At 56.9% G+C, this 25,148-nt stretch carries 22 protein-coding genes; 10 read left to right on the top strand and 12 right to left on the bottom strand.

All coding sequences use genetic code 11. The features are described 5' to 3' along the window. Position 1: 1 nt before the first annotated feature. Positions 2-1,798, bottom strand: a complete 1,797-nt coding sequence (locus tag D9N13_RS21485) for a diguanylate cyclase (protein WP_290594025.1) — start codon at positions 1,796-1,798, stop codon at positions 2-4. A gap of 141 nt (positions 1,799-1,939) precedes the next feature. On the opposite strand from D9N13_RS21485, the gene D9N13_RS21490 reads away from it, so the two are divergent. The 7 genes from D9N13_RS21490 to D9N13_RS21520 all read left to right on the top strand — a co-directional run bounded on the left by D9N13_RS21490 (position 1,940) and on the right by D9N13_RS21520 (position 10,830). Continuing rightward, complete coding sequence (locus D9N13_RS21490) at positions 1,940-2,797, top strand: lipase family protein (RefSeq protein ID WP_290594026.1); 858 nt, start codon at positions 1,940-1,942, stop codon at positions 2,795-2,797. A gap of 45 nt (positions 2,798-2,842) precedes the next feature. Further along, positions 2,843-4,897 (top strand): di-heme-cytochrome C peroxidase, encoded by a 2,055-nt coding sequence (locus D9N13_RS21495; protein WP_290594027.1) that lies wholly within the window; start codon positions 2,843-2,845, stop codon positions 4,895-4,897. After that, complete coding sequence (locus D9N13_RS21500; protein WP_290594028.1) at positions 4,894-6,138, top strand: catalase family protein; 1,245 nt, start codon at positions 4,894-4,896, stop codon at positions 6,136-6,138. The genes D9N13_RS21495 and D9N13_RS21500 overlap by 4 nt, the downstream gene beginning before the upstream one ends. Positions 6,139-6,271: 133 nt before the next feature. Further along, positions 6,272-8,446 carry a glutamine synthetase III gene (locus D9N13_RS21505; RefSeq protein WP_290594029.1) on the top strand — a complete coding sequence of 725 codons (2,175 nt, stop codon included), beginning with the start codon at positions 6,272-6,274 and terminating at the stop codon, positions 8,444-8,446. Positions 8,447-8,716: 270 nt separating this feature from the next. Beyond that, a complete protein-coding gene (locus D9N13_RS21510) occupies positions 8,717-8,974 on the top strand; it encodes a DUF3081 family protein (RefSeq protein ID WP_290594030.1) in 258 nt (85 codons plus the stop codon). Between the two features lie 32 nt (positions 8,975-9,006). Continuing rightward, entirely contained in the window at positions 9,007-10,035 is a 1,029-nt protein-coding gene (locus D9N13_RS21515) for a sodium:calcium antiporter (RefSeq protein ID WP_290594031.1), read from the top strand. A 117-nt stretch (positions 10,036-10,152) separates the two neighbouring features. Next, complete coding sequence (locus tag D9N13_RS21520) at positions 10,153-10,830, top strand: START domain-containing protein (RefSeq protein ID WP_290594032.1); 678 nt, start codon at positions 10,153-10,155, stop codon at positions 10,828-10,830. Positions 10,831-10,911: 81 nt separating this feature from the next. Here D9N13_RS21520 and D9N13_RS21525 read toward each other — a convergent pair whose 3' ends face one another. From D9N13_RS21525 to D9N13_RS21535, 3 genes are all read right to left on the bottom strand, one after another. After that, positions 10,912-11,910 carry a nucleoid-associated protein gene (locus tag D9N13_RS21525; protein WP_290594033.1) on the bottom strand — a complete coding sequence of 333 codons (999 nt, stop codon included), beginning with the start codon at positions 11,908-11,910 and terminating at the stop codon, positions 10,912-10,914. A gap of 91 nt (positions 11,911-12,001) precedes the next feature. Beyond that, the gene (locus tag D9N13_RS21530) at positions 12,002-12,946 is read right to left on the bottom strand and encodes an NADP-dependent oxidoreductase (RefSeq protein ID WP_290594034.1); all 945 of its coding nucleotides are present in this window, start codon (positions 12,944-12,946) and stop codon (positions 12,002-12,004) included. Next, positions 12,946-13,629 (bottom strand): nitroreductase, encoded by a 684-nt coding sequence (locus D9N13_RS21535; protein WP_290594035.1) that lies wholly within the window; start codon positions 13,627-13,629, stop codon positions 12,946-12,948. The genes D9N13_RS21530 and D9N13_RS21535 overlap by 1 nt, the downstream gene beginning before the upstream one ends. A gap of 57 nt (positions 13,630-13,686) precedes the next feature. Between D9N13_RS21535 and D9N13_RS21540 the strand changes: the two genes are divergently transcribed. Continuing rightward, positions 13,687-15,105 carry a sensor histidine kinase gene (locus D9N13_RS21540; RefSeq protein ID WP_290594036.1) on the top strand — a complete coding sequence of 473 codons (1,419 nt, stop codon included), beginning with the start codon at positions 13,687-13,689 and terminating at the stop codon, positions 15,103-15,105. A 21-nt stretch (positions 15,106-15,126) separates the two neighbouring features. Here the strand turns inward: D9N13_RS21540 and D9N13_RS21545 are convergent, their stop codons facing one another. From D9N13_RS21545 to D9N13_RS21560, 4 genes are all read right to left on the bottom strand, one after another. After that, positions 15,127-15,831: a response regulator transcription factor gene (locus D9N13_RS21545; RefSeq protein WP_317622544.1), complete on the bottom strand. Its 705-nt coding sequence runs from the start codon at positions 15,829-15,831 to the stop codon at positions 15,127-15,129. A gap of 8 nt (positions 15,832-15,839) precedes the next feature. Then, positions 15,840-16,916 carry an amidohydrolase family protein gene (locus tag D9N13_RS21550; protein ID WP_290594037.1) on the bottom strand — a complete coding sequence of 359 codons (1,077 nt, stop codon included), beginning with the start codon at positions 16,914-16,916 and terminating at the stop codon, positions 15,840-15,842. Positions 16,917-17,001: 85 nt separating this feature from the next. Continuing rightward, positions 17,002-18,189: a GNAT family N-acetyltransferase/peptidase C39 family protein gene (locus D9N13_RS21555; RefSeq protein WP_290594038.1), complete on the bottom strand. Its 1,188-nt coding sequence runs from the start codon at positions 18,187-18,189 to the stop codon at positions 17,002-17,004. After that, the gene (locus tag D9N13_RS21560; protein WP_290594039.1) at positions 18,182-19,306 is read right to left on the bottom strand and encodes a DUF2817 domain-containing protein; all 1,125 of its coding nucleotides are present in this window, start codon (positions 19,304-19,306) and stop codon (positions 18,182-18,184) included. Before D9N13_RS21560 ends, D9N13_RS21555 begins: the two co-directional genes overlap by 8 nt. Positions 19,307-19,506: 200 nt before the next feature. On the opposite strand from D9N13_RS21560, the gene D9N13_RS21565 reads away from it, so the two are divergent. Together D9N13_RS21565 and D9N13_RS21570 are read left to right on the top strand one after the other, a co-directional pair. After that, entirely contained in the window at positions 19,507-20,991 is a 1,485-nt protein-coding gene (locus D9N13_RS21565) for a RimK family protein (protein WP_290594040.1), read from the top strand. An 89-nt stretch (positions 20,992-21,080) separates the two neighbouring features. Further along, a complete protein-coding gene (locus D9N13_RS21570; protein WP_290594041.1) occupies positions 21,081-21,971 on the top strand; it encodes an alpha/beta fold hydrolase in 891 nt (296 codons plus the stop codon). An 8-nt stretch (positions 21,972-21,979) separates the two neighbouring features. Here the strand turns inward: D9N13_RS21570 and D9N13_RS21575 are convergent, their stop codons facing one another. From D9N13_RS21575 to thiL, 4 genes are all read right to left on the bottom strand, one after another. Continuing rightward, the gene (locus D9N13_RS21575) at positions 21,980-22,675 is read right to left on the bottom strand and encodes a crotonase/enoyl-CoA hydratase family protein (RefSeq protein ID WP_290594042.1); all 696 of its coding nucleotides are present in this window, start codon (positions 22,673-22,675) and stop codon (positions 21,980-21,982) included. A gap of 150 nt (positions 22,676-22,825) precedes the next feature. Further along, complete coding sequence (locus D9N13_RS21580; RefSeq protein WP_290594043.1) at positions 22,826-23,590, bottom strand: EAL domain-containing protein; 765 nt, start codon at positions 23,588-23,590, stop codon at positions 22,826-22,828. 93 nt (positions 23,591-23,683) lie between these two features. Further along, positions 23,684-24,166, bottom strand: coding sequence for a phosphatidylglycerophosphatase A (locus D9N13_RS21585; protein WP_290594044.1), 483 nt, complete (start codon positions 24,164-24,166; stop codon positions 23,684-23,686). Between the two features lie 15 nt (positions 24,167-24,181). Next, positions 24,182-25,144: a thiamine-phosphate kinase gene (gene thiL / locus D9N13_RS21590; protein ID WP_290594045.1), complete on the bottom strand. Its 963-nt coding sequence runs from the start codon at positions 25,142-25,144 to the stop codon at positions 24,182-24,184. Between the last annotated feature and the right edge of the window lie 4 nt (positions 25,145-25,148).

Below are 25,148 nucleotides of genomic sequence, written 5' to 3' on the forward strand. Positions count from 1 at the left end.
ATCAGAGTGCTTCGCTGTACTCAACGATCTGGTCACGGCCCTGATTTTTGGCTTTGTACAAGGCATCGTCGGCTTTATTGAGTAACAACTCAATGTTGTGATCGGACTGCAGATAGGCCACCCCGATGCTGGCCGTCATGCGCAGCTCGCCCGATGGGGTATTAATCACGATCTGCCCGATGGCCTGGCGCAAGCGTTGCGCCGTCTGCAATGTGCCTTCGCGATCCTCGCTCAACACCAGCGCAAATTCTTCGCCACCCAGTCGCCCCCACACGTCACTGTCGCGCAGGTTCTGCACCACGGAATCACTGAACACCCGCAAGGCTTCATCACCAATACTGTGGCCAAAGGTATCGTTGACCGACTTGAAGTGATCAATATCAAACATCATGATGCTCAAGGGCTGGTGTTTACGCAGTGCCAGATTCATCCGTTTTCCGGCCTCGATAAAAAAGCTGCGGCGATTATAAACCCCGGTTAACGGATCGGTACGGGCTTCATGTTCGGCGGCCAGTTTGGCCTGCTCCAATTCGCGGGTACGGGCCACCACCTGCGCTTCAAGTTCAGCCTTGGACATCTCCAGCTGCTCGGTATAGCGATGTTCCGCCTGATCTTTCTGTAAACGCAAACGGCGCACCTTGATCCCCATGGCGGCCATAATACCCAGCATCTCGACAAAAGAGGCAAACGCCGGCCAGTAATAATTCATAATACTGTGTTCCACCAGCCCCAGATCACGCAACGCCTGCACCACCAATCCCACCACCAACAGGCTCCAGGCCAGGGCAAACACCGCCGCATCCGTCGAGCCCTGGCGCCAACGCACCACACCGGCAACCGACATCATGGGGTACAACAACAGGGCAACGGTGATGGACAACACGGCCAGACCGGTGAGATTAAACAAGGCGCAAAACAGCAGGAACACCGCATTGAGCATCATAAAAATCAGCACATAATCGATGCGCGGTGTGTATTTTTGGGTTTGCAGAAAGGCCCGGGCAAACACCGTTCCCGCCAATACCCCGAAAGCACCACTGACCGAGAGATAGTTCCAGTGAAAGCCTTCTTTGATGAAGAATTGGTGGGTATAGCCCAGAATGGTACACCAGCTGACAATCTTGGAAAGCGCGTAAACCGCATAGATCAAAAAGGTCCGATCCTGCGTCGCCAGTGCCCCCACCAGCGAGATAATCGCCATCAGGAAGATACCACCAAACAGAAACATAATGATGCCCACTTCAGTGGTATGCACCTCCCGCAGGCGATCAGGGTTCCAGATCCGCATGCTGGGAAAAACAAACCCCGCCTGGTGCGAGCTGAACTTAATCAAAAATTCCTTAACCTGCCGGGCAGGAATCGTCACCCGCACCACAAAGCGATTGTGCACCACCGGCCGTTCACTGAAGGGGTCGGCCAGAGACATGCGGGCAATATTACGATAATCGTCACCGGAATCCAGGTTGCGGGTATACGCCTCCAGGGCAATCAACTGATGGTCCACGTATTCCAGATCAAGGGTAATTGCCTCATCCGTTACGTTGCGCAGGGCAAAGTGACTCCAGAAGGCACCGGGCTTTAAACCGGTGGAACCTGCGCTCTGCAGCGGCTGAAAGGCACCGCGCTCAGAAATGCTGGCGGCAGCAGCAATATCCAGATCCCCATCCACATCGTGCAGAATCTCTTGCTGCCCGGTGGTTTTGGTGCCCGTTTCCTGGCCCCCAACATCAATGACATTCACCGCCAGAGCAAACTGGGGAAATATCAAAAGCACTGCTACTATCAATTTTAGAATCATGAAGAAGCCCAAACCGGGAAACAACGCAGGCCGATCAAATAAATCGAGCCTGAATAACTATAAATCAAAAACACCATTTAGACACGGTGACATTGCGAAGCAAGTGACATAGCGGACACTATGAATCAGACTGCCAGGATAATGAAGCCATTCATTTTCGCGGTAGTGCTGTTACTGACAGCCTGCCAGAATCAGGACAATAGCGACAAGGTACAGATCCGGTTTCATGAAGTGGATTGGTATGCCCAACGGGCTGCAGCCGCCTACCAGACTGAAGCGCTCATCAGGGCCACCTTTCCCGCCACCCAACTGGTGGCCACCAGCGCGCAGGGTAAGGTGCAATATTTTATGGAGCTGGACCACCAGCACCAGCGTCAGATCATCGCAGTGCGCGGTACCGACAACCTGCGCAACATTCGCGATGACGTGGCCTATATCGAATCCCGCAATCCCAAGCTGGGCATCTTCGTACACAACGGATTCGATCGGGATACGGACCAGATTTTTCGCGATATCCAACCCAAGCTGAACAAAAAATACACAACTATCGTCACCGGTCACTCCCTGGGTGCGGCCATAGCCACCCTGCTGATGATGTATCTGTACGAGGAAGGTTACCCCCTGGGACCCTCCATCAATTTTGGCCAACCCAAGGTCACCAATCATGCCGGCGCGCAAAAATACCGCCACCTGCCGTTATTGAGGGTGGCGGATGAAAATGATCTGGTGCCCCTGGTGCCCCCCACCGATCTGTTGGACTCCCTCCATGGCGCCTACGAACACCTGGGCCCGGAACTGATCTTATTACAGGGCAAGTACTACAGTTATCAAACCCAGCACCAGGTTCGCACCGAAGGTGTGGATTCCTTCTGGGACAACCTGGGCAATGAAAGCATCACCGAGCATTTCATGACGCATTATCTGCGCAATATCAACAGCAAGCTGGAGGGGGCAACAGCGGTTCCCTATGCCCAGCGTGAGCGCTACATCCCACATTGATCCCAATAAAAACCTACCCATTCACCCACGGAGTACTCTGACATTATGCACACGCTAAAACACCTCTGCCGCGGCGCACTCCATTGGTTGCTGGGGATTCTGAAAGCCCTCTGGACGCTCTGGCTGAGCCTTGGCCCACGCTGGCTCAGGGTCACTGTTGTAGTGGTGGTGGTGCTGGCCATTGGTTGGCATCAGGCCCGCCTGTTTCTAACCCCCAACCTGACCCGGGAGACGGTTTACCAGGTGCGCTACCTGAATGATGGCTGGACCCAACAACAACGCCAGAATTTTTATTACACACCACAGGGCACTGAACTGCTGGGCATTGAGTATCAGTGGTTCATCAATCTGGAACTCCCTTTATCCCACGAACGGCTGGCCACCGATGACAATATGCGGGGCTGGGGATTCATCGTCACCCCGGGACAACAGGCCGATCCCTTGAACCCGGGTAACCTGCCCGTGGGACTGGGGCGCCATGTGGACCCCGGCACCGGCAAGGAACGCCTGGATATCGGTTGCGCCACCTGCCATACCGGCGAGCTGCACTACCAGGGTACTGCCCTGCGGGTGGATGGGGGCCAGGCGGTACAAAGCCTCTCCAATGCCAAACGGGGAGAATTCATTACCACCCTGGGGGCCTCTGTGTTCGAAACCCTGCTCAATCCCGTGAAGTGGAACCGCTTTGCCACCCGTGTTGCCGGCCATGACGAGGCGCAACGGGAGCAACTGAAAACTGAGATGTGGGCCTTCGCCGACCATATGAAGCACTTCATGCAGGGCGCCGGCAATCCCAAATACTACCCGGTGGAGGAAGGCCGCGGCCGCATTGATGCTGTCGGCCGCATCGCCAATGTGGTGTTCGGTTACGACATGGATGTGCCGGCCAACTATCGCCCCGCCGACGCCCCTGCCAGCCTGCCGTTTTTGTGGGATATCTGGCGCTTTGACTGGGTGCAGTACACCGGTTTCACCAACCAGGCCATGGCCCGCAATGTGGGTGAAACCCTGGGTGTGCTGGCACCCATCAAACTGGTGGATAAACAGGGCAACCCCCTGCCCGCCAGCGAACTGGGTGAAACCGTGGTGGATGTGGATGGCCTGCATTGCGCCGAAGGTTTACTGCGCATGCTGAAACCACCCAAGTGGCCGCAGGATATTCTGGGCAACATTGACTTCGAGCGCGCCCGGGCCGGCAAGCAACTGTTTGCCGATCACTGCCAGCACTGCCATGGCCCCCATATTTCCGAGCCTTATGCCTGGCCGGTTGCAGACCAGGCCAACCCGCAGATTCCCGGCCAGATCAACAGTAACTGGCAGTGGGATATGGCCGGCGACATCAGCCAGCAGGATGGCCGGCCGGTACGCCGGGATTGGCGCAGCACTATCTGGTCCATGCCGTGGATCAGCACCCAAGAAATCGGCACCGATCCCAAACTGGCGGACAATTACATGGACAACCGCTACGACGCCAGCAAACTGGTGCCCGGCTCAAAACCGGTGAATGCCGGGGATGGCTTACAGGTGCTGTTAAACCTGCTGGTACCAAAACTCTACGCACGTTGGGATATCACCGGCGCTGAAATCGCAAACTACGACGGCCTCAACGTGCCCTTTCGCATCGCCAATCAGCGGGCCTACAAAGCCCGCCCGCTGCACGGCGTGTGGGCGACGCCACCCTTCCTCCACAACGGCTCTGTTCCCAGTATCTACCACCTGCTGTCTCCACTGCAGCAACGCCCCACAACATTCTACGTGGGTAATCGTGAATACGATCCGCAGAAGCTGGGCTACCTGACGCACAAAACAGAAGGCAGTTTTTTTCATGACACCCGCATCCAGGGCAACCGCAATCATGGGCACCTGTTTACCGACGTGGACATACCCGGCCGCATCGGCCCCCTGTTAAGTGAAATGCAACGCTATGAACTGCTGGAATACCTTAAGGTGATGGGCAATCCCGATTTTGATGAGGCACTCAATGGCGATCCGCAGAACTGGGCCCGCTACAGCGCGCCGCCGCCACACCAATGGAGCGCCACCCGATGCCGCAACAATCATCTGCGCCACGGCATAGTGGAACAGGAGCCCAAGCCATGAAAAAAACCAGGATCATAAACGCAATCAGCGCCCTGTTGCTGGGCTGCTGCGGCATCGGCCACGCCGCCCCCCCCACTGCGCCCGCCATGGATTCACTGGGAATGGAGCTGAGCCCGGAAGAACAAACCGCCATTGCCCAGGCCATGGAATACGGCCGCCAGATTTCAACCTGGGCGGAAAAACACAACGGGCTGCCCTACCGGCGTGACGCCCACGCCAAAGCCACCGGTTGCGTGCGCGCCACCTTCTCCATCAACGGCAACATTCCCCTCCATTTTCAGCACAGCGTGTTCAGCGAACCGGGGCGGGAATACCAGGCCTGGATCCGCTTTTCCAACGGCGACATGCTGGTGCAGGCCGACAGCAAACCGGATGCCCGCGGCATGGCCATCAAAGTGATGAACGTGGATGGGGACAAGATCGCACCGGAGCTGGAGGGCGCCAAAACCCAGGATTTCATCATGACCAACACCCCGGCTTTTTTTAACCGCAATATTTTCGATTACGTAGCCGATATGAAATACCTGGCGCAACAGAAGCGCCTGGCCTGGTTTGTCAGCCTGTGGCCTCCGCGCCTGCATCCACGGCGCCTGTACATCGCGGCACAGACCGTATCCTCCAAAATCACCACCCCGTTGCAACCACAGTACTATTCCATGCTGCCCTATCAACTGGGCAATAGCGCCGTGAAATTTTCCGCGCGCCCCTGCGCCGGTATGCAGTTTCACACCCATGCCGACCCACAGGATCACGACTTCCTGACCGAGGCCATGGCCGGGCAATTGGAATCCGGTGCCGCCTGCTTCGATTTCATGCTGCAGCAACGGCTGGCGGGCCATGCCATGCCGCTGGACGACGCCACCGCCATCTGGTCGGAGGCGGAATCCCCCTTTGTTCCCGTTGCCCGCCTGCACATCCCGCCACAAAGTTTCAGTGGCGAACAGCAACAAAGCTTTTGCGAAAACCTGTCCATGAACCCGTGGCACGGTGTGGGCGACTGGCGCCCCCTGGGCAGCCTCAGCAAAGCCCGGCGCCTGGTTTATCATGCCGTATCCCGGTTTCGCCATAAGCAAAACGACGCCCCCCATTTTGAGCCGGAGGGCTGGTGCCTGACGCCGGAACAGACCTGTGACCTGTCTGCCGTGTTGCACCCCAGCCCGGCACCGGCCCCTGCCAAGCGTTGCTTTGATTCCCTGTACACACCCCTTGGGAGTGCCGGCGCCCCGCCATCCTGCAATTAATCCTGCCCCTGCGGATCTGCGCCTGTTTTCCACTTGGCGCAGCTATTGCACAGCCAAAGTTGAGCCATCACACCTTACGGCCTGTTCGCTACAGGCCGTATCTCATTTAACTTTGCTTGTTAGGGGACTCACAATGAGTGGAAACCAAGCCCGTCTTACCGCCATTGCCGGCATCACCACCCGACCACCAGTGGACGTCGACATGCCACTGCCGTTGAAAAAAATCTGGGCCGACGACGTGTTCAATCTGGCCACCATGGAGGAGTGCCTGTCGAAAAGCGCCTTCAAGGCCATGAAGAAAACCGTACAAACCGGTGCCCCGCTGGATCCGGGTACGGCCGATGTGGTGGCCGCCGCCATGAAGGACTGGGCCATCGCCAAAGGCGTGAAATTCTTCTCTCATATTTTCTACCCCATGACCAATGTCACGGCGGAGAAACACGATGGTTTCATCGTCACCAATGCCGATGGCGCCGCCATTACAGAATTCACCGGCAGCCTGCTGATCAAGGGCGAACCCGACGGTTCGTCGTTCCCCAACGGCAGCCTGCGCATGACCAACGCCGCCCGTGGCTACACCGCCTGGGACCCCACCAGCCCCGCCTACGTCATGCATACGGATAACGGCGCTACGTTAATGATTCCCAGCGTATTTTTATCCTGGACCGGGGAAGCCCTGGACAAAAAGATCCCGCTGATGCGCTCCAATGCCGCCATGAACAAGGCGGCCCAGAAAGTGCTGTCACTGATGGGCGAAACCGACATCGCCACCGTGAACTCAAGCTGCGGCGCCGAACAGGAATACTTCCTGATTGACGCCGGCCTGGCCGCTGCCCGCCCCGATTTGATGCTGGCCGGACGCTCCCTGTTCGGCGCCGCCCCCGCCAAAGGCCAACAGTTTGATGACCACTACTTTGCCGCCATCCCGGAACGGGTGCAGGTGTTTATGCAAGCCCTGGAAGACAAGCTCTACCGCCTGGGCATTCCCGCCAAAACCCATCACAACGAGGTGGCACCGGGGCAGTTTGAGATCGCCCCCTACTTTGAAAGCGCCAACGTGGCCTCGGATCACCAGCAGATGTTGATGACCCTGCTGAAAATCACCGCCAAACAGCACGGCTTTGTCTGCCTGCTGCATGAAAAACCTTTCGCCGGGGTCAACGGCTCCGGTAAGCACGTGAACTGGTCGGTGGGTAACGCCACCCAGGGCAACCTGCTGGACCCGGGCAAGACCCCCAACGACAATCTGAACTTTCTGCTGTTTTGTGGTGCAGTAATCCGTGGCGTGCATCTCTACGGGCCATTGCTGCGGGCCGTCATCGCCTCGGCCTCCAACGATCACCGCCTGGGAGCCAACGAGGCCCCACCGGCCATTCTGTCGGTCTACCTGGGGGACCAGCTGGAAAAACTCTTTATGGACATTAAAGAGGGCAACATCGGCGAGTTGCTCAGTGGCGGCATGATGGACATCGGCCTGGCCGAGATACTGAAGTTCGAACGCGATCCCGGCGACCGCAACCGCACCTCTCCCTTTGCTTTCACCGGTAACCGCTTTGAGTTCCGCGCCGTGGGCTCATCCGCCTCGGTTTCAGGCCCGTTGGTGGCCATGAACACCATGCTGGCGGATTCCCTGGATTGGATTGCCGACAAACTGGCACCGGCTCTGCAAAGCAGCGCCACCCCAACCGAGGCCGTATTCAGCGTACTGCAGGATCTGATGATCGAACACGGCAACGTGGTATTCGGTGGTGACGGCTATTCCAGTGAATGGCACCGCGCTGCGGTGGAAGAACGCGGCCTGAAGAACATTCCCACCACCGCCGATGCCCTGCCGGTATTGTTGAGCGAAGACATTCAAGGCTTGTTTGAACGCACCGGAGTGCTCTCCCCCAAGGAGGTCACCAGCCGCTACGAAGTCTACGCCGAGCAATACATTCTCTCCATCGAAGTGGAAGCCAAACTGGTGGTGGATATGGCCACCACCATGATCTACCCCGCAGCGGTGAATTATCTGTCCACACTCACAGAAACCCTAAGCGCCGCCAAAGCGTTGTCCATCACCCTGGACAGCGGCGTGGCCACCCGCATCGCCACCACCGCCAACGCCATGATGGCCGAAGTGGACAAACTGTCGGCGGCCCTGGAGGCCCACGACTTCGCATCCACCGAAGATCACATGAAGTATTGCGCCGACACACTCTGCGGCCTGATGCTGGCGGTGCGCGAACAAGCGGATCTGCTGGAGACCCTGGTGGATGACCAACTGTGGCCACTGCCGAAGTATCATGAGATGTTGTTTATGCGGTAATGGTTAATGTTGTAGGAAAATCTTAGCACTGTTGAAAAATCGTAGTGTGAATGAAGAGGCCTCATTGGATGAGGCCTCTTCATTAAAAATGTCAATTGCACAACACATCAACACCGGACACCCACTCCGTTCAATCAACAGGTTAATCCGCTGATTGGTATTCGAAAACCGCCCCGACTCGCAGCCATCACACCACATCGATCTTTACCCCATCTTTTGTTAGCATGAATCCACGCGCCTGTGATTTGGCACCTGCGCACGGAGGGTACAATGGAACACAAATTTGATGTTCAAGTGGTGTTAAGTGCATTCCAGAAAATCAGGGACAACGGAGAGCAAACCGAAGATGGGTTCAAGCTGGAAGGCGTTGAGGCCATATCGTCTATTGACGGTTACAGCCTGGTGCTGAAAGATGAGCGTACAACGTTATATCTCAACTTTCACAACACCTATCATTTTGACACCGATACCCAGGAGCACGCGGACGCTCTGATGCGCCAGATCGAAGAGATTGACCAACATTTTTGAGAATCCCGTTACGCAACCGATAGTTTATCCACGTGTTGAACGTTCTGCCCGATAGTCTGTTTGCCACCATCGCCATTTTCCTGGCCTGTGCCGGTGTCATTGGGGTAAGCGGCACCCGGCTTTCGGCGGTGGCGGATCAACTGGCGGATCGTGCCGGATTGGGCGAGGCCTTGATGGGGGGCGTGCTGCTGGGTGCGGTTACCTCTATTTCCGGCAGTGTGCTGTCGGTCAGCGCCGCCTGGAACGGCGCACCGGAACTGGCACTAAGCAATGCGTTTGGCGGTATGGCGGCGCAGATGGCGTTTCTGGCCATCGCGGATATGGCGCTGCGCAAGGTTAACCTGGAGCACGCTGCGGCTTCCCTGGAAAACATCTTCCAATGTGCTTTGCTGGTGCTGGTTCTGTCCATTGTGATGATGGCCGCCTATTCACCTGAATGGACTCTGTGGGGTATTCACCCCGGCACCCCCATTGTGATCGGGGTTTACCTGTATGGTGTGTACCTGATCAACAAGTTCAAAGGGCGGCCCATGTGGCGCCCGGTAAGAACCGCAGACACGGTTACCGATGTGCCCGATGAAAATGCCCGTTTCCTCAATCTGTCCCACCTGTGGGCCCGGTTTGTTTTTTATGCCACGTTGATGGGCTTGGCCGGATGGATTCTGGAGGGTACGGCAACCCGCCTGATTGACATTACCGGTGTCGAGGCGGTGGTGGTGGGCGCATTGATGACCTCGGTGGCAACTTCCCTGCCGGAGCTGGTTACCTCCGTTGCCGCCGTACGCCGGGGGGCACTGACCCTGGCGGTGAGCGCCATCATCGGCGGCAACGCCTACGATGCGCTGTTTGCGGCTTTTTCGGATATTGCCTACCGCGACGGTTCCATCTATCACCAACTGGACGACCGGTTGTTCTTCTGGATCACGCTCAATCTGGCCATGGGTGGGCTGCTCGCCATGGGCTTGCTCGCCCGGGAAAGGCGAGGCGTCGCCAATATTGGTTTCGAGAGCATGGGCATTCTGTTTCTGTACGCCCTGGGTGTGCTGATTCTGTTTGTGTAGGCCGGGCTGCCGGCGCGAATTGGTAATATTCACACACTTCTATCCCCTCCACACTGCAACTTTCTCATGTTGGGTTCCGTATATAAGGCAATAACCCAAGCCAATGAGGAAGCCATTATGAAAACTCTACTCTTATTCTTAGCCCTGCTTGTATCCCACACCGCCAGCGCCGCAAGCCAACCCATCGCTGAGGATTTTGATAGCCTGAACTGGCAACTGGAAAAAGAAAAAGACGACATCAAGGTGTCAACCGCCGCAGTGCCCCACTCGCCCTATCGCGCGTACCTGGCTGAGACGGTGATTGATGCCGCCACCTACGATCTGGTGGCCATCATCCGCAACCCCGCCACCTGCTCTGAGTGGGTCTACCGGTGCGGTGAATCCTATCGCCACAAGCAGGAAACACCGAACACTGACCTGGTTTACACCGCCAGCGACATGCCATTTCCTGTGAAGGATCGGGATACGCTGGCCCGCATCACCTGGCATGAAGATCCGGCAACCAACGTGATAAAAGCCGTAGGAGTGGCAACCAGCGATGTCTTGGCGCCAACAAGCAAACACATTCGCATTGAGGATGCCACGGTGATTTGGGAGCTCACCCCGCTGGCAGATGGCAGCACCCGGGTCAGAACCTTCGGCCATGCCGATCCCGGTGGTACGCTGCCCACCTGGCTCATCAATCAATTGTCCACCGAGGTGCCGGTTAAAACGCTCAACGGATTAAAAGCCTTAGTGGCGGAATACCCATCCGGGGCCAGGCAGGATTATCGTAATACAGTGACCGGTCTGTGAGGTGCTTGTGGGGATCGGCTGATATCAACAGGGCCGCTTGCGCACCGATCCCCTTCCCCTTGTGCTTTATTCGTGATTTTCTTATCCGCGATGTTTCTTCAACTGCCCCAACAACGATTTGGGAATTTTGTTAATCACCAACCGTTCATTGGCCGCGTCGAACTCCACTTCCTCCCCTAACAGGGAGGCGGCAAATTGCAGGCTCATCTCTTTGCTGCGGCCGCTGAAGCGCACGTACTTGCGCAGGCGGTTTTTATCCGGAATCAGATCTTCACGCGGTTGTTCCTGCTGCTCCTGCACGAAGCGCTCGAAGCGCTCCGGTTCGGCGTCATCCAGATAATAGGATAGTTCTTTGTACACCACCGGTTCGCCCTGTTTATCCTGTTCAATGCAGTAGTCCACCACCTTTTCCCGATACTCTTTGCTCTCCGCTTGCGGCAGGTTCTCGGCGTAGGCTTCCACGATATTCAAAAATTCATTGGTATCGGCGGTGACATTTACCGTGTCCGCAAAACCAATCCATTGGTTGAACAGATCCAGCAGTTCCCGATTGCCGCGATTTTTGGAAATGGTAAGAAATTTCTCCGACAGGTTATCAGCCCAATGGGTCAGGTTGACCCGGGCACAAAAACCAATGTGGGATAAATCCGCGTACACGGTTTCGGAAATCTCCAGATGGCTGTTGATCACCAGACCGGTCTGATGTTGCAAGTGGGCCACGTACAGCCACTCGGCATCGGCATTATTTTCCTGCCAGAACAGCAAGTGGCCCTGAAAGGTGGCTTCCATCTGCTCCAGCAGCACCACAAAATGCTCGGTGAGCTTTTTGCTTAAGGTGGAAAACGGCATTTGCTGTTTGAGAAAATCCCGCAGCCAGGCCGGTACCGGGTTTTCCCCCAGATCCGGATTGAACTGGCCATAACGCTTGGAGGTTTTGGTGCTGAAAGCCTGTTTGATTTCGTTCAGCAACTGGCTGGCGTGATCATCCAATGCAATGCTGTCATCGCGGTAATGCACGGTGGCGGACTGGTCCGGGGTGGCGCGGTCAATCTGGTGGGCAATAAAATCGGAAACGGGCATGGCAACCTCTCACATCTGGGAGGGCCATTATACGGGTGCTTGTCTTCGCACGAAACCGGCGGCCACGATTCCGTCTTGTCTCATCCTCAGCTTAACCTAACGGCATTTCTAAAATCACTTTACCGTTCACATGGCCCGACTCCAGCAGGCGATGGGCCTCGGCAGCCTGATCCAGAGGAAAGCGGCGGCTGATGTGCAACCGCAGGCTACCGGCTTCCACCAGCGCCACCAGTTGTTGTAGGTGTTCGCGGTTGGGTTGTACCGTGTAACCCAGAACCCGTTTCCCCTGGGCCTCTCCCGCCGCCGTCAGCTCTGCGGCGGTGATGGTGGGCACGGTGAGCATCAGGCCTGTTGGGGCCAGGTAGGGTAGCGCATCACGCCCGGTATTTCCCCCCACCAGATCCAGAATCAGATCCCACTGCCCCGCCCCGGCCAGGTGCCCGGGCACACGGTAATCCATGCACTGCGACACCCCCAGCCGGGACAGAAACGGATGGTTGCCGGCGGAGGCCGTGGCCCCAACGCTGGCCCCGGCCCAGCCCCCCAATTGCACGGCCAAATGGCCGACACCACCGGCACCGGCCAGCACCAGCAAGCGCTGACCGGGCTGCAGTGCGCCGTGCTGAAACAGCCCCTGCCAGGCGGTGAGCCCCGCCAGGGGCAGGCCGGCTGCCTCTGCCAAAGGCAGGTTGCCCGGGGCCGCCACCAGTGCGGGCGGGTCCACGGCACACACCTGCGCGCAGGCACCGGCGGCCAGTGGAAAGCCCACCATGCCGATAACCGCTGCCCCGGCAGGCAACCGATCGCTGCCCTGCAACAGGGTACCGGCCAGATCATAGCCGGGCACAAACCGGAAACGGTGCCCCAATTGCTGCGCCACAAAGCCTTTGCCGGCCCGGGTCTTCACATCAATGGGGTTGAGCCCGGCGGCGGCCACCTGCACCAGCACCTGTCCGGCCCGGGGCTGGGGTGCGTCCAGCTCTGTCAGTTGCAGGCAGTCAGCGCTGCCGAAACGGGAATAGGTCAGGGCTTGCATCAGCGTTTAAAGGTCACCAGTTTGTCGATGGGCTCGCGATCGATCCAGGTTTGGTTGGCCGGCACGGCAGGATCTTCAAATCCAAAGCTGATCCCCAACAGAATATTAATGTGATCATCAATGGCAAAGGCCTCACGCACGATGTCCGGATAATAACGCATGGTGCCCTGGGGGCAACACCCGACGCCATGGGCGGTCATGGACAGCATCAGGGTCTGCATGTACATACCCACATCGATGGCCACCGAGGCGCCGAAGGCTTGATCCATGCCGATGAACACCACATGGGGCGCGTCAAACATCTGGAAGTTTCGCAGGTGCGCCCGGGCCCGGCCTTCCTTGTCACCGCGCTCGATGCCCATATTGCCATACAGTTCCACGGCGCAGGCCACCTGGCGCTTGCGGTACTCGCCATCAAAGGTCTCCGGATAGTCGTAATCGGAGTTAAACGGCACCCCCTGCATCACCTTTGCCACCATTTGATCGCGGATTCGATCCTTTAATGCACCGGACGCCACATACACCTTCCACGGCTGGATGTTGCAATTGGACGGCGCCCGCTGGGCCAGGGTGAAGATGGCCTCCAGGGTTTCCGGTGGCACTTCCTTATCCAGATAGCCGCGCACGGACCGGCGCTGGGTAATGGCGTCCTCCAAAGACAGGGTTTGCGGTGATAAAGACATGGTTTCCCTCATGAATATCCTACATAAACAACAACAGGTTAATAACAAAGAACCCGCATGATACCGAATTTCCAGGGCCGCGGCTTGACCGCTGAAACCGCGGCCGGCCAAACCTTCACACAATTTTCACAGCGCTGGCGCTATGGTAATGCCATGAACTACGCTTACGTCATTCACCTCTTTCAGGGAACGCCCTTGCAACGTACCGGCATCAGCAGAAAACTGCTGAAAATCTATTTCATCCAGATTCTGTTGATCAGTACCGTCACCGTGTTCGGGGTGCTGGCGGCCGCCCTGATTACGGAAGAATTTCTGGTTAACCAGGCCCTGGAGGGGGAGGCGGATTACTTCTGGCAGCGCCACCAGAAAAATCCGCGGGCCTCACTGCCGGATTCCCTCAACCTGCAGGGATACCTGTCTGTGTCCGGCGATACCCGCAATCTGCCGGGCTGGCTGATCGGTTTGCCCCAGGGAATGTCCCGGGTGGAGGTCAACAGCAGCAAACCCATTGTGCACGTCTCCCAGCGCGGGGCTGACACCCTGTACCTGATCTTCAACGAAAAGCAGGTGAGCCGGCTTTCCTTCTTCTTCGGTATCGTACCGCTCACGCTGGTGCTGCTGGTACTGTACGGGCTGGCGTATTTCACCTACAGCCAGGCCAAAAAAGCCGTCTCTCCCATCATGCACCTGGCACGTCGCGTTGAACAACATGAGCTGGAACCATCACGGACAACCAGGCTGGATTTATCGGATCTGCGCACGACTGCCGAGGAAGAAACCTTCGTGTTGGTGGATGCCATCGATTCATTCATCACCCGCATGGATGACTTTGTTGAGCGTGAACGCAACTTCACGCGCTATGCCAGTCACGAACTACGAACCCCGCTGAGCGTGATCAAGGGTTCGGTTGCCAACCTGCAACAGGAGCAGCTCAGCGAACGCAGCAAGCGCCAGGTGAAACGCATCGACAACACCGTAACGGACATGGAATCCCTGTTGGATGCTCTGCTGGAGCTGGCCCGGGAATCCCATCAAAGCGTGCATCATGAGCCGTTGCTGTTTAACGATCTGGCGGAACTGGTAGTAGAGCAACTGCGGGAAACCCAACCCAATCCGGATGTGCACCTGGATATGATCAACAACGGTTTTCTTTCGCTTAGTGGATCCCCCAAATTGATTCGCATCCTGCTCACCAACCTGTTGAAAAACGCGCTGGCCTACACGGATAGGGGGCGGGTTGAAGTCATCATTGATGCCGAAGGTTTCAGTGTCAAAGACACGGGCATGGGGATTGAAGAGGATAAACTGGCGCGCATTTTTGATCCTTTCTACCGCATTGATCATCGCCGGGAGAAAGGCTTCGGTCTGGGCCTGGCCATCGTGCAGAAAGTCTGTCAGGAACTGGAGTGGGAGATCAGCGTCAGCAGCCAGCTGGGTGAAGGCTCCTGTTTTCGGGTCAACGTGGCCGCAACCTGAAAAAGCTGGACGGCTTGTGGTTCAACGCATGACCGCCAGTTTAAAACCCTGCCCGGGGATGGTTTGCAGCAGCGCTGTGTCAAATGGCTTATCAATGGCCTGGCGCAGTTTGTACAGATGACTGCGCAGGGTATCGCTGTCCGGCGGCGTATCTCCCCACAGCTCCTGCTCCAGCGATTCCCGGGTAACCAGGCGCGGTGACTCCCGCATCAGTATTTTCAGAATCCGGAAACAGGTGGGGGACAACGAAATAACCTGGTTGGCACGCATCACCTCAAAGGTACCGGCATCCAGCACCAGGTCGGCCACCTGTAACCGGTTGGCCGCCAACTCTCCGCGCTGGCGCCGCACCATGGCCATGAGGCGCGCAGCCAGTTCCGGCATATCAAAGGGTTTCACCAGGTAATCATCGGCCCCCATCTGGAATCCTTCCAACTTGTCTTCCAGTTGATCCCGCGCCGTCAGCATCAAAATCGGCACATCGCTGCCCTGTTCCCGCCGCAATCGCTGGCAAACCGTAAAGCCGTCCACCCCCGGCAACATCACATCCAGAACGATGGCATCATAGCGGTTGCCCGCCGCCAGCTGCAGTGCACTCAATCCATCCGCCGCGTAGTCGGTTTCGAAACCGGCTCCCTCGAGAAAATCCAGAGTGGTTTCCGCCAGCTGCTGATGATCTTCCACCAGCAGGATACAGGCATTCTTAATGTCGCTGGTTGTACTCACACTTTCCCTCACTCACCTAATAGGGGCAGGCCAATCCGATAAACACGGGCTGCATTATCATGAAACAGTTTACGCTGGCTGGCCTCCGGATAAGCTGACACCAGCGCCCGGTAAAATTCATACAGCTGACGCAACGACAGGGACACTTTGTCCATAGGAAAATTCGAGGCAAACATGCAGCGCTCAACACCGAACGTCTGCAATACAAAATCAAACAGTGGCCCGGCCTTGTCCATCAGTTCCTGTGGTGAGGGTGCGGTAACGCGGTGCTCAAACCCCCAGCCCAGTACCGGCATGAACATACCCGACAGTTTCACCATCACATTGGGTAACTCCGCCAGCTCATTAAGGTGCATCTGCCAGGTTCGCAAAATCACGTCGCGGGCCTCTGCGGTGCGGCCATAGGAAGAGAACTGTCCGCCAACACCGATGGGCGTTCCCATGTGATCGAGCACAAAAGTGATGCCGGGAAAATCTTTCGCCAATGCCACCAGCTCATCAAGCTGATGATGGAAAAACCAGGCATCAAAACTCAGGTTGTGCTGTTCCAGCAACGCCAGGCCCCGACGCCAGTGATGATCACGGGAAAGATAGGGGCGCGGGCAGAAACGCATGATGCCGTCATCCAGATCAAACGCCAGCATCTGTCGCACACCGCTAAACCTTGTGCTGGCCTGCATATGGGCCGCAATCAGTTGGGCGGCGTTGGCTTGTTCCAGCCCCACATAACCCACCACCGCCCCCAGGCCCGGGGTGCTGTCGCCAAAAAGCTGCTCCAGCCAACGGGTTTCCTGTGCCGGCCCCAAACCCTTACGATCACGCCATTCCGCTTCAACGTGCACAACCTGGGTAACGGGCAGGTCGGCGGCATCGGCTGCGTAATCCGCCGGTAGATAATTATGGGCAACAAAATCCGGGCGCCCCACGTAACGTTTATCGGTTTCACTGGCCCCCAGGCGAATGGCGGATTCATACAGATAGCGGTTCCAACCCAACAGGCGTTTCGGCCAGGTCAGAATGCGTGGTGTGTTGATCAAATCCCACTGATGAATATGGGGATCGATAATGGGAAAGGGGAAATTCACCCGATACAGCCCTTAGTTGTTGTTCTGTGTCAATTCGGTTTGGCCGTGCCTGGCTCTGCAATGCGGTCTTTGGCAATGCGGCCTTTTATTCTGTTGTGAAGCACCCTGCATGGCTGTGCCCCGACCTGACAACCACAGCACAACGCAAACGGTTCTGGCCAAAGTACAGCATCATTTCAAAGCTGTCTCTGGGGATGGGCAGATAATGCTTGTCCAGCTGGGAACTCTGCTCATTTTCGTCGATGTCCGGATCATTAATATAGACAAAGTCATCGTCCATATCCACCAACAGCACCCAGTGGGGTGCCTTGCGCCGGTCGAAACGATAGGTGCTGATGAGCACTAGCGGCAACGCGTTGTCGTCCAGCAACCATTTCATGCGCGCCAGCGACAGGACCTCCTGGTGCAACGGCACCTGCAGCTCTGTCAGCTTCTCCAGAAAGTCATGATGCACCAGTTCCAGCACCTGCTTCTTACTGTCGTTGCGCACCCCTTCGGTAAACAGTGGGCCCGGCTGGTTAACGTAAACATCCACGTTAAAACCGCGCTTGGCGGCGGCATAGGCCAAACCGTGGGGCCCGCACCCACCATGACCGGAGGTCATGAAGATGGTGGTGGCCTCACGCCAGATCTGTAACTCTGAGCGCCGGTCACAGATCACGGATTCATCCAGGTCATTCATGGCCATCAATAACGAGGCGGCTCCACAGGTAAAATCAGTGGTTTGGGCGTAATAGGCCACCCGCTCACTGGGCTCGGCCAGATGCTCCTCCAAGCGCTCATGGGGAATGATCCGCTTCTGGAAACGCAGGGCATCGGCATGATCTTCGTAATAATCCGTGTACAGTCCGAACTGGCGATAACCCAAACGCTGGTAGAGCTGGATCGCCGCCTGGTTGTCGCGCCGCACCTCCAGGCGCATGAACATACGCCCTTCTTCTGCGGCATCCTCCTCCGCCTCTTCCAGCAGGCGGCGCCCGATCCCCAAACCGTGGGCCGCGGGGGAAACGGCAATGGAATACAGGCGGGCCAGGCTGGTGCCCTGGCGCATAAACACCAACACATACCCCAGCAACGGCGGAGCATGGTCACTACCCTGGTGTTTTTCCACTGTTTTTTCCGCCACCAGCAACAGGTTATGATCCTGCTGCAACTGATGCTTGAAACTGCGTTTACTCATGCGATCGGAATCGAAGCAACTCAACTCCAGTGCCACCAGTTGATCCAGATCCTGCAGCGTTGCAGGGCGCAGACGAACATTGTTATCAACCATTCATCAAGCCCTGGCAGGCCAATTGAATCACCTGCCGACCACGCAACAGCACCAGCGTTTGCCATTGTGGCTGCGCCGGATAAAACTGCTTTAACAATTGCAGGCGCACACGCTCGCTCTCATTGGACGCTGCCTGCTGACCGGGTTTGCGCACCCGATGATCCTCCCGCAGACAACGCAGCAGTTCGGCAATGGGATAGGTACCGAACTCCAGGGTAACGTAACAGCTGCGCGGCCCCATCACCTGATGAAAGGCATAATCCACCAGCCCGGTTTTCGGCACCGAACAACTGTCCCCGCCCGCCGGGATGGTAACGGCATCACCATACCAGTGTTGCGCCGTAGCCAGCCCCGGGCTTGCCAGGGGATGATCGCAAATCAACTCACCATGGCCATAGGGGCCCAGGCCAGTGTGCAGATCAATGACCGCCACATCGCGGGCAGCGCAATCCAGCTCCTGCAACACCTGCTCCAGGTTCAGGCGCGCCTGGCTCTTGCCCTGCCCACCATAAAACAGGCCATCGGCAAACTCGTACTGGCCTCCGCTCACCGCCAGCTCATAATCAAACTGCCCATGATGCTGCAGATACGCCATCAGCTGCTGTTCATTGCGCACCAGCAGCTCTGCATCGGGCTCTGCCTCTGTAGGCACCAGCGCCTGGGCCAGCTCTCGATAACCGGGGTTGTCCGGCAGCGGCTGCGAGAAATCAACAAAGTTACGGTTCACATCAATGCCCTGCTCATCCACCCGCCGGCACCAGGCAAAGCCCCAGGGATTCACCCCGTGCACCAGCAGAACGGCCAGCCCCGGCGGCAGCGTTATTTGCCCGCTGGACAGGCGCCGCACCAGATCCTGCTGTACGGCGGAGCCACAGAAGCCTTCCACACCATGCACCGCCGACAATAACACCAGCACCCGCCTGGCCTCCGGATCACCGATCCAGACCTGCTGCGTGGCCAGCGCCTCGTCAGCGGGGCCATGGCCCACATAAGGCAGCGCGCGGGCCCGGGCCAGGGGCCCCAATGCCGACACCGCGCCCAGAAAAGCCTGCTCAGCCGCTCTGTAGGAGGTTGAAAAAACGGACAATTCCCGCTGTGAAAGCAAGGGTGACAGCATGGATTACACTCTCTGTTTGCGATGAACAAACAGACTAACCCTGGCCCTGTTTTTTTACCAGAAGACCGCTTAAAAATAGTTGGGAATACCCCTTGTTTTTAGCGCAGGTTGAATCCAATATTTCACGCAAGGCCGCTTCCGGAACCCCTGAATCCGCGCCAACACGGATCTTTACTTTACTCATCAACAAGCAGGAAACCATGTCACAGCTTCTTGTGGTCGTCGATTCTCTGAAAGACTGGGCGCCCTATTTTCCCGCTGAAGACGTCATCACCTTTGATGCTTACCTCAGCCGCCAGGATGGCAAAAAGAAAACCCGGACCCGGGTTATCAATCTGTGTCGCAGTTACAAGTATCTGTCCAAAGGGTACTATTGCTCCTTACTGGGAGAGGCCCGCGATCACCATGTGATGCCCTCACTGCGGGTGATCAACGATCTCAACCAGAAATCGTTGTACACGCTGCATCTGGATGACCTCACCGAGCTCAGCAATTCCGAGATCCAGAAATCCCATAAGGAAAATGATCTCACCTTCATTACTTATTTTGGGGCCACCGAAAAACCGGAATTCAAGTCACTGGCCAAGGATCTGTTCGAAAAATTTCCCTGCCCCATTCTGCAGGTTAGCCTGCGCTTTGCCGAACGCTGGCAGATTACCGAATTGCAGGCGCTGTCCCCCCATCATCTCAAAACCGACGATCAGCAGACGGCCTTTGCCGATGCCCTGGACCGCTTCAGTCATAAAATCTGGCGTTCCCCCAAAGCACGCAAGCAGTACCGCTATGACCTGGCCATTCTGGCCAACAAGGATGAAAAGCTGCCCCCCAGTGATGCCAAGGCCATTAAACGCTTTATCAAAGAGGGTAACCGGCTGGGCATTGATGTGGACATCATTGACCGCAAGGATTATGTGCGCCTGGCAGAGTACGATGCCCTGTTTATCCGCGAAACCACCGCCATCGACCATCATACTTTTCGCTTTGCCAAAAAAGCCGAATCAGAAGGCATGGTGGTGATCGATGATCCCACCTCCATTCTGCGCTGTTGCAACAAGGTCTACCTGACGGATCTGTTTAACGTCAATCAGGTACCCGCCCCCAAAACCCATATCCTGAGCAAGCAGGATAAAGCAGCGTTACAGGCCGCCATGGAGGACATCGGTTTTCCCATTGTGCTGAAGATTCCCGACGGTGCTTTTTCCCAGGGCGTATTCAAGGTAAATACGCCGGAGGAATTCGAGGCCAAACTGCAGAGCCTGTTCAAGAAGTCGGCCCTGGTACTGGCCCAGGAATTCCTGTTCACCGATTTTGACTGGCGCATTGGTGTGATCAACAACAAGCCGCTCTACGCGTGCCGGTATTATATGGCCAAGGATCACTGGCAGATCTACAACCACGCCAGCAAGAACACCCGCTTCACCAGCGGTGGCTTTGATACCATGCCCACCTACGAAGCCCCCAAAGTGGTACTGGATGCCGCCCTCAAGGCCACCCGCCTGATCGGTAACAGTCTGTATGGTGTTGATATCAAACAATCCGGGGATCGCGCCGTGGTGATCGAGGTGAACGACAACCCCAGCATTGAACATGGAGTGGAAGACCGGTTTCTGGAAAACCAGCTGTACGAGCAGATCATGCAGGATTTTATCGCTCGTATCGAAAACCGGCGGGGCCAGAAAAAATAGCCGGTGTCCATGGCCTGGCGGTGCCCCTGCATTTGACAAGCCACCGCCAAGCCATGTTAACTGGCGAAAAACAATAATCAGGACCCGCCATGAATTTTACCCCTCGGCAGTGGAAAGCATTGGGCACGCTCAAACGCCTCAATGGCCACAGCATCTTTGTGGTGGATTCCGCCGGCGCGGATGCGCAAACGGATCGCCCCTGCATTCTGCTACTGCACGGATACCCCACATCGAGCTGGGATTGGGAGCAACTGTGGCCGCTGCTGGAAAACGATTTCCGCCTGGTGGCCCTGGATCTGTTGGGTTTTGGTTTTTCCGACAAACCCTATCCATACCATTATCGCATTCAGGAACAGGCGGATATTGTGGAAGCCCTGGTGACACAGCTGGGGCTGCAGCGGTTTCATGTTATCTCCCATGATTACGGCGATACCGTAGCCCAGGAGTTGCTGGCGCGCCAGAACGAACGGGCCACACCACAATGGCAATCGCTGTGTTTGTTGAACGGCGGCCTGTTTCCCGAAACCCACCGCCCGCGGCTGGTCCAGAGGCTCTTGGCCGGCCCCCTTGGCCCTTTTCTGACCCGCCACATGGGCAGGCAGACCCTGTACAAAACCATGAGCCGGATCTTCGGCCCCGACACCCAACCCGACGACGCCCTGATAGACGGCTTTTGGGAGGTGATCAATTTCAACAATGGCCGCCGCACGCTGCACAAACTGATCGACTACATGAAGCAACGCCGCCACCACCGGCCACGCTGGGTAGGGGCACTGGAACAGCAGCGCATTCCCATCGGGCTGATCAATGGCAGTATGGATCCCATTTCCGGCGCCCATATGGTGGCCCGCTACAAGGAAGCGGTGGGCAACCCGTTAATGATTATCTCGCTGCAGGACATCGGCCACTATCCGCAATGGGAAGCGCCCCAGCAGGTGCATGATGCTTACCGCCAGTTTCTTACCGCAGCAGTCCAGTGACCGGGGTGCTACAGAGGCAGTGCATTCTCACCAAAATCCTTTCTGACTCCGCCCCTGACGGCGGCGGCCCATTGTTCCCGTACCCGTAATTTTGTAGCGTGGTGGGCCGCCATGTTGAGCTGGGACAGGGATGCCGACACCCGCATTGCCGTCTCCATAATAACCTCAGGGGCACAGACCTGATCAAGAAACCCCGCCGCCAACGCCGTTTCCGGAGTGTAGATTTCCGAGTTCACGACGGCGCGTTGAAAGTGAGAAGGCTGTAGCCTGCCACGGGAAATCTCCACACCAAACCAGGGCATGGTCATGCCGATGGCCACCTCGTTCAAGCCGATTTTAAAGTCGCCGGACACACCGAGACGATAATCCCCCACCTGCAACAGCAAGCCACCCATGGCCAGGCTGTGGCCGCTGCACACCATCACCACCGGTGTGGGAAACTGCATCAGACGCAACGCCAACCTGGCTCCGCCCACCACCAACTCGGCCATGGCCGTACCACCCTGCCCCATCACCTGCAAATCGAAGCCGGCAGAAAAACGCCCGGGACGCCCCACCAGCAACACCACCCGCTTATCCCGTTCTGCCTGATCCAGGGCCTGATTCAATTCCTGCAACAACGGCGCGGACACGGCGTTAGCCTTACCATCGTCCCACTGGATGATTTGCACGTTGTCCTGCTCTGTAGAGGTGATGATACTCATGGGTCTGCTCCTGTTTAATGGGTTACCGCTGCCATGATGGAGGCGAATCTACCCGCCGGACAATGGCGAAATCGTCCAAAATGGATAATTCACCGAAGCAGGTTTTACTCGCTAGCAATGGGTGATCGATGGCCCAACGATGGCAAGATGCTAGAGCAACGACACATCCAACGGAGGGTTGCTCTCAAAGGCAGGTTTGGAAAAATAATACCCCTGATACAGATGTATGCCCAGTGACTTGAGAAAGTCATACTCCTCGGCTGTTTCCACACCCTCGGCCACTACGTCCACCTCAAGATCATTACACATAGCCACTATTGATCTGACGATGGCTTGCTTGACCGGCAACCGGTGGACATCCCGCACCAACTCCATATCAATTTTCAGCAAATCCGGCTGCACCTTGCTGAGCAGGTTCAATCCGGCATAGCCGGCACCAAAATCATCCAGGGCCGTTTTAAAACCCAGGCTCTTGTAGCAATTGATGATGTCCAGCAGGTGTTGCGGGTCCGCAACCCGCTCGTTTTCCGTAAACTCAAAAATAATACGTTCAGCCGGAAAGCCATAATCCTGGGCAGCGTTAAGCGTGGTGCGAATGCAAAGCTCCGGTTTATACACGGCATTGGGCATAAAGTTGATGCTGACGTTGCTCTGAATCCCCAATTCTGCCGCCAGCTTAATTGCCTTGACGCGGCAAGTCTGGTCAAACCGGTACTGGTTATCCGGATTCACATGCCGGAACACCGTCGCCGCGGATTCCCCCCCCAGCCCACGGGCCAACGCCTCCTGGGCAAATACCACACCTTGCCGAATATCCACGATGGGTTGGAAAGCCATGCTGAAATCAAACCCCAATGCCTCCCCCTGAGAACACTCCGCACATCCTAATGCTCGGTAATTAGCCTGCTCGATCATCCAACCCATGCCTCCTGACGGTTCTGACTGAAGCTACCCTGATCAGTATAGACACCAACCAGACCATCCGCTCAGAGCCCGCTCAAGGTGCAATCAAATTGCGGTAACCAGTTGAACCGACAGAAACAATACAGCCCAGGCCATAAGCCCCGCCAGAATATCGTCCAGCATGATGCCAAAGCCACCGTGAACCTGGCGATCAACATAACGAATCGGCCAGGGCTTCCAGATATCAAACAGGCGAAACAGAAGAAAACCCAGCAATACCCAATACCAGACGGGCGGAATCAAAAACAGGGTGATCCACATCCCCACAAACTCATCCCAGACGATGGCACCGTGATCGTGCACGCCCCAGTCACGGGAGGTTTTGTCACACAGGTAAATACCCACCAGTGCTGAAGTCAGCAGCATTGCCAGATACCACCAGGGATGCAACTGGGCCAGGGGAATATACAGTAGCACCGCCGCTGCGGTTCCGAAGGTGCCTGGTGCCCTGGGTGCCGCGCCGCTGCCCAACCCGATGGCGAGAAAATGAATGGGATTGCGAAACGCACTGCGGGGAACTGAGTTCATAAAAAGGATCCGTGCTCAAAAATGTTGGTAACCGGCGGGAGTAAGGGCCTGGTTATCCTGATCCCGCAACCCCTGAGCCTTGCTGATGCAGCCGATCATTGAAACAGGCAGTGACAGCGACTGCGCCAAGGCAATCACCTGGGATCGGGCATGGGCGGGGGCGGTAAAACACAATTCGTAATCATCACCGGCCGTGATGCTGATCATTCGATCCTGCCCCGCCGCCACCGGTATCAGATCCAGCTCAAGCTCAGCGCCCACTTGGCTGGCCCTGAGCACATGATTCAGATCGGCCAGCAGGCCATCGGAAACATCGATGCAGGCGCTGGCGATACCACGCAACGCCTGCCCCAGGGCAACCCGGGGCGTGGGTCGGTGCAGGCGCGCCAACAGGTGCGGGTGGTCCAGAGCCTGTTGCCATTGTGCTGCCTGTGGATCAAGGGCCAGCGCCAGCCCCAGGGCCGCTTCACCGACACAGCCTGAGACATACACCTCATCCCCCGGCCGGGCACCACTGCGGGTTAATGCCTGCCCCGCCGGCACCACCCCCATCACCTGAACGCAGATGCTCAACGGCCCCCGCGTTGTATCGCCACCCACTAACTGAATGGGGCTGCCCTGGGTGACAGCGGCCATGCCCTCACAGAAGGCTGTAATCCAGTCTTCGCTTTGATCCTGCAAGGTAACGCACAAAGAAAACCAGGCCGGGGTTGCCCCCATGGCGGCAAGATCACTGAGATTCACCGCCAATGCTTTATAGCCGATATCAAACGGCGTTGCCTGCCCGGGAAAATGCACCCCCGCCACCAAGGTGTCGGAGGACACGGCCAACTGCATCCCATCCGGTACCCTCATCAGGGCACAATCATCACCGATGCCCAGATCCGCCGGCAATTCAGGCTCACGTGCAGACAACAACGCCCCAGTGCGATCACTGAGGCGTTTGAAATGGGTCTCTATGAGCGCAAACTCGTTCATAGCC

It is taken from the genome of Ketobacter sp. GenoA1, from assembly GCF_003671475.1.
In the GTDB taxonomy this organism is placed as follows: Bacteria; Pseudomonadota; Gammaproteobacteria; order Pseudomonadales; family Ketobacteraceae; genus Ketobacter.

Bases quoted from the DNA above. Each gene is read 5' to 3' on its own strand.
- D9N13_RS21485 (WP_290594025.1), bottom strand. From the start codon at position 1,798: ATGATTCTAAAATTGATAGTAGCAGTGCTTTTGATATTTCCCCAGTTT.
- D9N13_RS21490 (WP_290594026.1), top strand. From the start codon at position 1,940: ATGAAGCCATTCATTTTCGCGGTAGTGCTGTTACTGACAGCCTGCCAG.
- D9N13_RS21495 (WP_290594027.1), top strand. From the start codon at position 2,843: ATGCACACGCTAAAACACCTCTGCCGCGGCGCACTCCATTGGTTGCTG.
- D9N13_RS21500 (WP_290594028.1), top strand. From the start codon at position 4,894: ATGAAAAAAACCAGGATCATAAACGCAATCAGCGCCCTGTTGCTGGGC.
- D9N13_RS21505 (WP_290594029.1), top strand. From the start codon at position 6,272: ATGAGTGGAAACCAAGCCCGTCTTACCGCCATTGCCGGCATCACCACC.
- D9N13_RS21510 (WP_290594030.1), top strand. From the start codon at position 8,717: ATGGAACACAAATTTGATGTTCAAGTGGTGTTAAGTGCATTCCAGAAA.
- D9N13_RS21520 (WP_290594032.1), top strand. From the start codon at position 10,153: ATGAAAACTCTACTCTTATTCTTAGCCCTGCTTGTATCCCACACCGCC.
- D9N13_RS21525 (WP_290594033.1), bottom strand. From the start codon at position 11,910: ATGCCCGTTTCCGATTTTATTGCCCACCAGATTGACCGCGCCACCCCG.
- D9N13_RS21530 (WP_290594034.1), bottom strand. From the start codon at position 12,946: ATGCAAGCCCTGACCTATTCCCGTTTCGGCAGCGCTGACTGCCTGCAA.
- D9N13_RS21535 (WP_290594035.1), bottom strand. From the start codon at position 13,629: ATGTCTTTATCACCGCAAACCCTGTCTTTGGAGGACGCCATTACCCAG.
- D9N13_RS21540 (WP_290594036.1), top strand. From the start codon at position 13,687: ATGATACCGAATTTCCAGGGCCGCGGCTTGACCGCTGAAACCGCGGCC.
- D9N13_RS21555 (WP_290594038.1), bottom strand. From the start codon at position 18,189: ATGGTTGATAACAATGTTCGTCTGCGCCCTGCAACGCTGCAGGATCTG.
- D9N13_RS21560 (WP_290594039.1), bottom strand. From the start codon at position 19,306: ATGCTGTCACCCTTGCTTTCACAGCGGGAATTGTCCGTTTTTTCAACC.
- D9N13_RS21565 (WP_290594040.1), top strand. From the start codon at position 19,507: ATGTCACAGCTTCTTGTGGTCGTCGATTCTCTGAAAGACTGGGCGCCC.
- D9N13_RS21570 (WP_290594041.1), top strand. From the start codon at position 21,081: ATGAATTTTACCCCTCGGCAGTGGAAAGCATTGGGCACGCTCAAACGC.
- D9N13_RS21575 (WP_290594042.1), bottom strand. From the start codon at position 22,675: ATGAGTATCATCACCTCTACAGAGCAGGACAACGTGCAAATCATCCAG.
- D9N13_RS21580 (WP_290594043.1), bottom strand. From the start codon at position 23,590: ATGATCGAGCAGGCTAATTACCGAGCATTAGGATGTGCGGAGTGTTCT.
- D9N13_RS21585 (WP_290594044.1), bottom strand. From the start codon at position 24,166: ATGAACTCAGTTCCCCGCAGTGCGTTTCGCAATCCCATTCATTTTCTC.
- thiL (WP_290594045.1), bottom strand. From the start codon at position 25,144: ATGAACGAGTTTGCGCTCATAGAGACCCATTTCAAACGCCTCAGTGAT.